6 protein-coding genes are annotated in these 8,578 nt (G+C 49.8%); all 6 read left to right on the forward strand.

Translation table 11 applies throughout. The annotated features are described in order from the left end of the window. Positions 1–89 precede the first annotated feature (89 nt). The 6 genes from HGH92_RS25545 (at position 90) to HGH92_RS25570 (ending at position 8,545) form a co-directional block, all read left to right on the forward strand. Positions 90–608 (forward strand): UpxY family transcription antiterminator, encoded by a 519-nt coding sequence (locus HGH92_RS25545; protein ID WP_168873643.1) that lies wholly within the window; start codon positions 90–92, stop codon positions 606–608. 256 nt (positions 609–864) lie between these two features. Beyond that, positions 865–1,587, forward strand: coding sequence for a thioesterase II family protein (locus HGH92_RS25550; protein ID WP_168873644.1), 723 nt, complete (start codon positions 865–867; stop codon positions 1,585–1,587). After that, the gene (locus HGH92_RS25555; RefSeq protein ID WP_168873645.1) at positions 1,584–3,209 is read left to right on the forward strand and encodes an MBL fold metallo-hydrolase; all 1,626 of its coding nucleotides are present in this window, start codon (positions 1,584–1,586) and stop codon (positions 3,207–3,209) included. The genes HGH92_RS25550 and HGH92_RS25555 overlap by 4 nt, the downstream gene beginning before the upstream one ends. 137 nt (positions 3,210–3,346) lie before the next feature. Next, the gene (locus HGH92_RS25560; protein ID WP_168873646.1) at positions 3,347–4,312 is read left to right on the forward strand and encodes a pyridoxal-phosphate dependent enzyme; all 966 of its coding nucleotides are present in this window, start codon (positions 3,347–3,349) and stop codon (positions 4,310–4,312) included. An 11-nt stretch (positions 4,313–4,323) separates the two neighbouring features. Continuing rightward, on the forward strand, positions 4,324–5,289 hold the full coding sequence (locus HGH92_RS25565) for a 2,3-diaminopropionate biosynthesis protein SbnB (RefSeq protein WP_168873647.1): 966 nt from the start codon (positions 4,324–4,326) through the stop codon (positions 5,287–5,289). A gap of 88 nt (positions 5,290–5,377) precedes the next feature. Next, positions 5,378–8,545 carry a non-ribosomal peptide synthetase gene (locus HGH92_RS25570; RefSeq protein WP_168873648.1) on the forward strand — a complete coding sequence of 1,056 codons (3,168 nt, stop codon included), beginning with the start codon at positions 5,378–5,380 and terminating at the stop codon, positions 8,543–8,545. Positions 8,546–8,578: the final 33 nt, after the last annotated feature.

Genomic DNA, 8,578 nt, shown 5'->3' on the forward strand with positions numbered 1-8,578 from the left:
GAGCCGCAGGGCTTCTGAAAGGGGCGTGTGGGCCATGTCTGGAAGGAAAAGCCTATTGCTTTATTAGCATCCTTTAGAAAATACCCTCAATGAGCATTTCCGTTAATGGCTGGTATGTGGTGTATACCAAGCCTCGTCACGAAAAAAAGGTTGCCGCTTTTTTGTCAACTTTGAATATTGTCAACTTTTTACCTACAGCCAGAATTTTACGCGCGTGGAAAGACCGAAAAAAATACATCGACGCTCCTTTATTTCCTTCTTACCTCTTTATTTATCTGGAGGACCTGGAAACCTATTATAAGGTGCTAAGCCTGGAGGCGGTGTTATACTATGTAAAGACAGGAAAAGAAGTGGTGAAAGTGAAAGAAGATGTCATACATAGTATCCGACTGATTACCCAACAGCCGGACAACATCGATATTGAGGTGTCGGATGATTATTTTCAGCCCGGAAAACAACTCATGATCAAAGATGGAATGTTATCCGGTCTCGTTTGTGAAGTAGTGGAAGTAAAGGGAGAACAGAAGTTCCTGGTTAGGGTTAACCTGCTGCAGAAGAATATTCTGGTTGCCGTATCTGCTGAATACCTCGATTCAATTGCTGTGTAAGCGGCAGGCCATTGTTATGCCAAGCATGGCCGGCGTGGAAACCCTGGCTCGTCCAATTTCAGCAGGAAGGCTCCCCTCTGCTGCAAGGCTTCGTCTGCCTGTAATTTCCCTGGTATGAAGCGTGAATAGACAAACATCATCTGTTACTTACAGATGACGGCTGTCGTCATTCTCTTATAGTTGAGATACCGGTCCCCCTGGTCCCGGACAGGGTGTCCTGTGCCTATATTTTTTGACAACGTGGAAATTTTGACACATGGAGAAAATCAATCTTTTCTGTCTGCCCTTTGCCGGAGGTAGTAAATATTCCTACCGGCTGTATGAAGAACACCTGCCATCTTTCCTGAACCTTATTCCGCTGGAATATCCCGGCAGAGGTACGCGGATGAGTGAGCCCCTGAAAGAAGATATACGGCAGTTGGTGCATGATCTCTACCTGCAGGTGGAGAACAAACTCGACAGAGCACCGTACGCGATTTACGGACACAGTATGGGCGGATTACTTTGTTACCTGCTGGCCCGCAAAATCAGGGAAGAAGGACGCATGCCGCCACTGCACCTTTTTATCACCGGTACTTCAGGTCCCGCCGCACTGTCCAGAACAGAGAAAAAAAGACACCTGCTGGATAAAAAATCATTCATCGAAGAAATCCGTAACCTTAACGGAAGCCCGGATGAAATATTGCAAAATGACGAACTGCTGGATTTTATAGAACCTATTTTGAGAGCCGATTTTAAAGTGTCGGAAAACTATGCCCACACCAGACAGGAACCGCTGGACGTGCCCGTTACCGTTATCACCGGCACCAGAGAGGACATGAAGCCCGAAGATATCCGCCTGTGGCAACAGGAAGCCAGGAACCCCGTAGACTTCCGCCGTATGCCCGGCCATCACTTCTTTATCTTCAAATACCCCTACGAGATCGTCAGCATCATCGCCAAAAAATTACTTGTACATCACAAATCATATCAATTATGAGCGACAAAAAAGTATATCTGAAGCCTAACGTAGTACTCGAACCATTGTATGACAGGTGGTATGCCTGGAGCCATCTTATCTCTCCGGCAACAGCCGCCATGAACACCATTGCCCGCCACCTCACCATCATGGATTCTTATCTCGATGACCCCGCTATCCACGCGGAAGCGGTACTGAATCCGAAAATGAAAGGCGGCCCGTTCATGGACTTCAACGGTGAAAGAGTTGCGGAAGTGAAGGCCCTGAAAGAGGATATCCTGAAACGCCAACACCGTACCATCGAATTTGCAAAGGCCAGCAAGGAACTGGACAAAATACTGGCTGCGGAAGCGAAAGGGTTCGGACTGGAACCACTATACGAAAAAGTCCCCGACATCCTCAAAGGATATGTTGAACTGTACTATGATCGCAACAACAACGCAGACTACCGCCTGTTTGAGTCCCTGTTGTATAAAAGCGAATTCTATAACAAAGAAGCCCAGAGCATCGCGCTGTGGATCACCAATAACGACCACCGGCCGTTCTGTCTCAGTACGCCGCGCCTCGATGAACCGGATGTGCTGCACCTCAATATTCCCTTCGATCATCCCGGCATCGATGCTATCAGCCGTATGAAAAGAAATGCACGCTCGCTGTCTGAAATCAAAGCCATCTTTGGTATCACACCCGAACAGGAAGCGCTCTTTGATACCTTCTTCACGGAAACACCACCGCCACCGTATAAACGTTATACCGGCGATAAAATCCGTATGCGCTACTTCGGTCACGCCTGTATCCTCGTGGAAACAAAAGACGTGAGCATCCTGGTAGACCCGCTGATCAGCTACTACGGATATGAAAGCAGCATCGACCACTTCTCAGACGCAGACCTGCCGGATGTGATCGACTATGTCCTGATCACCCATAACCACCAGGACCACATCCTGTTTGAAACATTGCTGCCCCTGCGCCATAAAATCAAAAACCTGATCGTGCCGCGTACTTCCAGCGGTAAACTGGAAGATCCGGACCTGAAACTGATGTTCAACAATATCGGCTTCAAGAATGTGGTGGCAGTAGACCCGATGGAAACCATCGAGTTTGTGGACACCGTTATCACCGGTCTGCCTTTCACCGGCGAACACTGTGATATGAACATTCTCACCAAATCCTGCTTCCTGGTGCAGATCAGCGGCTTCAAACTGCTGTTCCTCGCCGACTCCAGGATCGTGGAATCCGCCCTCTACAGGCATATCCACAACCAGATCGGTGACGTGGACGTATTGTTCCTGGGCATGGAATGCGACGGCGCTCCGCTTACCTGGCTGTATGGCCCGCTGCTGACCAAAAAGATCACCCGCGATCAGGACAGCAGCCGCAGGCTCGCCGGTTCCGACTGCCCGAAAGGCATGGCGCTGGTGAACATCTTCAAACCCAAGGAAGCTTACGTATATGCGATGGGGATGGAGCCATGGCTGGAATTTATCAGCAGCATTGTATACACCGATGAATCTAATCCCATCATCCAGTCCAACAAACTGGTGAAGGAATGTGAGGCGAAAGGTATCATCGCTGAACGTCTATATGGAGAAAAAGAGCTCCTGTACAACAGAAAAGAAGCCCTGGTGGCGGAAGAGCAATAATGCCGGCCCTTTCTGATTGTTTGTTTATTACGCTCCTTTTTCTTTTCTGAATACCATTACAGACTGCCAACTATTTGTTACCTGCATCCACCTCTGGATGCAGGTATACCCCCCTCGTTTACCAAAAAAATCCAAACATGTTACAACAGCTAGAAAAGTTGTCTGCTTTCATAGGCAATACGCCCCTCATTTCCCTCCGGAATACAGACACCCCTTTGTGGGCCAAACTGGAATACAACAATTTCTCCGGTAGCTCTAAAGACCGCGCAGGCTACAGTATTATCTACAACGGTATCAAAGCGGGCCATATCAATCAGGACACCACCATCATCGCTTCCAGCTCCGGTAATCTCGCTATCGCGGTAGCTTCCATCTGTAAGATGCTCGACCTGAAATTTATTCCCGTTATCGATCCCAATATCAACAGCGCTTATGAATCGTTGCTGGACCTGTTGGCGTATAAAGTGGTGAAGATTACCGAACGCGATCATACCGGCGGTTATCTGCTCACCCGTATCGACACCGTAAACAAACTACACGCTACTATCGAAAATTCGTTCATCGCTGACCAATACGGCGATCCTAATAACTACAAAGGCTACTACGGATTAACGAAAGAAATCCTGGCCTGTCCGGAGCCGATCGACTATGTGTTTGTGGCGGTAAGCTCCAGCGGCGCTATCACCGGCATCTCCAGCAGCATCAAGGCAGAACGGCCTGATATTAAAATCGTTGGCGTGGACGTGGAAGGCTCCGTTATCTTCAATGCACCACCGGTAAAGCGCTATATCTCCGGTATCGGCGCCAGTCAGGTACCACCCATCATCAAAAACGCATTGATCGATGATGTGGTGATCCTTTCACAAACCGATATCGTTAAAGGCTGCCTGGAGCTGCTCAACGAGCAGGTGATTTTTGCAGGTGCTTCTTCCGGCGCCGTATACCTCGCTGCCAAAAATTATTTCCGTCAACAGTCCTTCGATACGCCGCCTAATTCGCTGCTCATTTTCCCGGACAAAGGCCACTCTTACCTCGACACCATCTATAACCGGGAATGGGCCACACAGCTGGCGCAAAAATTAGAATCTGCCACCATCGCTTAAAACAATTATATATGCTTTATCTGAATGCGGACCATATCCGTGAAATCGGTATTCAATGGGAGGAACTGACGAATGTGATCAGTGACGCCACTACCGCCCTGCATCAGCAGGACTATTCGCAGCCGATCAAACCGTATTTACGCTACGGAGACCCGCAAAACCGGATCATCGCCATGCCTGCCTATGTAGGCGGTCAGGCGCCGCTGGCCGGCATCAAATGGATAGCCAGTTTCCCGGGCAATATCTACCAGAACAAACTAAGAGCACATTCAGTGACCATCCTCAATGAACATCATTCCGGGATACCACTGTGCGTCATCAATACGGCCACTATCAGCGGCATCCGCACGGCGGCCGTTTCCGGCGTGATACTGAAAAAGTATCTCGCCTCCAGGAAGGAAGATAAGCAGTTTACCGTAGGCATTATCGGCTTTGGACCTATCGGCAGAATGCATCTCAACATGGTCACTGCTATACTGGGCGACCGTCTCAACAGGGTTTTATTGTACGATATCAACGGAGTGGACCTGACAGCTGTGGACCCTGCCGTGAAAGATAAGGTAGCAGTGGCCGGCTCCTGGCAGGAGTGTTATACGCCGGCCGATATCTTTATTACCTGCACCGTGTCATCTGCGCCATATGTTGACCTGCCGCCGGTAAAATCATCCCTGCAGCTGAACGTGTCGCTGCGCGACTATAAAGTGGAAATGGTGCGCCATATGGACGTAGTGGTGGTAGACGACTGGGAGGAAGTCTGTCGCCAGAACACCGATATCGAAAACATGCATAAGGTCATGGGCCTTGAAAAAGGAGACACATTATCTATCGCCGATGTGGTCTGTAAAGACGCATTAAAAGACCAGGAAGGCGTAGTGATGTTCAACCCGATGGGCATGGCCATTTATGACATCGCCGTTGGCGGACACTATTATCAGCAGGCCATCAGCCGCAAAGTAGGCATGATGATGCCTGATTAACCGCCCTGTATTGTTAACCCCTCAGCTATTTAAGGCGTGAACCCTATCGGCCGGCGCTCCTGCGCTCCGCCGTCAAAATATGATATATATGCCACTGCAAAAAGTACCGCTGCATCCCTCGCAGCATGATATATATATGGATCAGCTGATTCATCCCGACAGCCCGCAGAATAACAATGGCGGCTATGCGAAAATCATTGGTGACCTGGACAAGAAAATTTTCAGGGAAGCTGTCTTGTCGGTGCCGGAGGTATTTGATGCTTACAAGCTCCGTTTCGACCTCAGCACGTATGCTGACCATGCTTATGTGGACTGGGATTACCATCAGGAAACCCTGGAGGAAATAGATTTTACGGACAAGGGGCTGGACGAGGCCATGTTGTGGCTGCGGGCGCAGTTCAATATCCCCATCATGGTCAATAAAGATGAACCCCCTTATGAGCATGGCCTGATTAAGGTGTCCGATACCGTGCATATTTATTATTTTAAATGCCATCATCTGGCTTCCGACGGCTACGGGATCACTTCACAATACCGGTACATAGCAGATAAATACCGCGCGCTTAAATACGGGACCGGTGAAACATTTAAGTTTGCTTCCTATGTGGAGGAATGTGCGAAGGCTGCGGCGGAATATAACACACCGGCGTATCATCAGGACGGAGCATACTGGAAAAATAAAATTCCACAGAAACCGGTACCGCTCTTTCAAAAGAAACCACAGTATGTTGGCGTGGACGACAAAAGAAGCGAAACACAGACCATTGAAATCCCTGAGGAGACACGTCGCTTTCTGGAAGTGTTGCAGGAAAAAACAAAGTCCAGCCTGCAACAGCTTACCACTGCCGCTTTCATTATCTACTATTCGAGAATATACGGACGTTCGGAATATCATTTTGGGATGCCGCTGCACAAACGCAGAAACAAACAGTTGCGCGGTATCGCCGGTATGTTTACGGGCATTATTCCTTTCAAGGGCATTTATGAGCCCGGTATGCTGCTGTCAGAGCTGGTCCGTCAGATATCTGCTTCACAGCGGGAGGATTACCGGTACCAGAATTATTTGCTGGGGGACCTTGCCCGGCAGCTACGGGTAAATCCCGCAGAAGATTACCTGCTGGAAGTGATCATCAACAATGCCACCATTACCTGCGAGCTGGATTTTGGAGAAGGGATGGAAGCCACTACCTATGGCGTTACCAGCGGATATATGCCTTTCCCGCTGGAGCTGGGATGGTACGATTATGGCCGTCTGCAACCTATACAACTGCGGATGGACTACCAGTTGCAATATTTCAACGCAGAAGAAATCCGTCTGCTACGGGAACGCATACTGTATATCCTGATGCAGTTCGCCGATAAACTGGACAGCAGCATCGATGATATTGATATTCTTCCTGCCGCGGAAAAAGCATTACTGGACAGTTTCAACCTCACAGACCAGCCGGGTGATGAAAATACTTCCCTGATCACCTTGCTGGCAGAGCAGGCAGAGCGGGCCCCGGACGCGATAGCCCTCCTGTATGAGGGCACCAAGGTTACTTACCGGGCGCTGGACAAACGTTCCAATCAGCTTGCTCATTATCTGCAACGAAGAGGCGTGAAAGCCGATAAACTGGTGCCGGTATGCATCGAGCGTTCGGTGAACATGCTGGTGGCCATTCTGGGTATTCTGAAGGCTGGCGCGGCTTACGTTCCTATCGACCCGGAATATCCGGAGGAGAGGATCCGTTACCTGCTGGAAGATACCGGCGCCTATGTGATGATCAGCAGCAGCTACGGCCGCAGAAATATTCCAAAAGATATAGCCGTCAGCGTTATCCTGGCCGACCATGTTCCGGATGTCTTTACCAATGAACCGGTACAAGCCACAGGGCATATCCCGGCACCGGGCGACCTGGCCTATATGATTTATACCTCCGGTTCCACAGGCCTGCCAAAGGGCGTAATGGTGGAACATAAAGGAATGCTCAATCACCTGTTGGCCAAAATAACGGAGCTCAATATTCATCAGTATTCAACCATCGCATTTACGGCTCCCTATACCTTCGATATTTCTGTATGGCAGATGCTGGCGGCGCTGGTCTGTGGCGGAACTACGGTTATCTACCCGGACCACCTGATTTACAATCCGGCTGCTTTCATCCGCGCAGTGGACCATCATCATGTGACGGTACTGGAATTGGTGCCTTCCTATCTTGCCGCGGTGCTGAAAGAAAATACCGGTGCTACCCTGAAGCACCTGGAATACCTGCTGGTAACCGGTGAAGCGGTGAATGGCCACCTGTTGCAACAGTGGTTCAGCCATCCGGAGTACAGCCGTATTCCGGTTGTTAACGCCTACGGCCCTACAGAAGCCTCTGACGATATCTGCCATCATTTTATGCATGAAGCGCCTGCCGGCGCCAATGTACCGTTGGGCAAGCCTATTCGTAATACGAGGATACATATACTGGGACCCTCGCTGCATCGTTTGCCCATAGGGGTGCCAGGTGAAGTAGCCGTTTCCGGCTGGGGCATCGCCCGCGGATATCTCAACCGGCAGGACCTTACAACAGAAAAATTTATTGCCAATCCGTTTGATAATGGCGATCATGCCCGGTTATACCGCACAGGTGATTTAGGCAGATGGCTGCCTGACGGCACCATTGAATATTTCGGCCGTATAGACGACCAGGTAAAAATCCGGGGTTATCGTATCGAGCTGGGAGAGATAGAAAACGTGTTGCTGCATTGTCCGCTGGTGAGCGATGCCGTGGTGGTCAAAACAGACGGGGACAATACCCGCCTCATTGGTTATGTGGTGCCCGCAGCAACTTTCGATAAAGATGCTATTCTGCAATATCTGCAGGGCCGGCTGCCGGAATATATGGTGCCTTCATTGCTGATACCCCTGGATGAAATACCCCTGACCGCAAACGGTAAAAAGGACCGGAAAGCATTGCCTGCGCCTGATGGCGAAGCATTACAGGCGCCGGAGTATGTTGCCCCCCGCAACGAAACAGAAAGGAAGATAGCCGATATCTGTGCCGGCCTGCTCGAAATCCAACAGATAGGCATATACGATAAGCTGCCGGAGCTGGGTATGCATTCTCTTCTCATGATGCGTGTGGCGGCGTCTTTACAGGCTCAATTCGGTATAACCGTCACCGTGAGAGAACTGTTCAGCCTTCATACCGTGGCTGCTCTCGCTCAAACGCTGGAAGACCGTACCACACGAAGCCAGCCCAAAAAGGAAAAGAGAATCGTATTGTGACAAAAATTCAACATCATCCAGCATTTTTTATTA

It is taken from the genome of Chitinophaga varians (assembly GCF_012641275.1).
Taxonomy (GTDB): domain Bacteria; phylum Bacteroidota; class Bacteroidia; order Chitinophagales; family Chitinophagaceae; genus Chitinophaga; species Chitinophaga varians_A.

Bases quoted from the DNA above. Each gene is read 5' to 3' on its own strand.
- HGH92_RS25545 (WP_168873643.1), top strand. From the start codon at position 90: ATGAGCATTTCCGTTAATGGCTGGTATGTGGTGTATACCAAGCCTCGT.
- HGH92_RS25550 (WP_168873644.1), top strand. From the start codon at position 865: ATGGAGAAAATCAATCTTTTCTGTCTGCCCTTTGCCGGAGGTAGTAAA.
- HGH92_RS25555 (WP_168873645.1), top strand. From the start codon at position 1,584: ATGAGCGACAAAAAAGTATATCTGAAGCCTAACGTAGTACTCGAACCA.
- HGH92_RS25560 (WP_168873646.1), top strand. From the start codon at position 3,347: ATGTTACAACAGCTAGAAAAGTTGTCTGCTTTCATAGGCAATACGCCC.
- HGH92_RS25565 (WP_168873647.1), top strand. From the start codon at position 4,324: ATGCTTTATCTGAATGCGGACCATATCCGTGAAATCGGTATTCAATGG.
- HGH92_RS25570 (WP_168873648.1), top strand. From the start codon at position 5,378: ATGCCACTGCAAAAAGTACCGCTGCATCCCTCGCAGCATGATATATAT.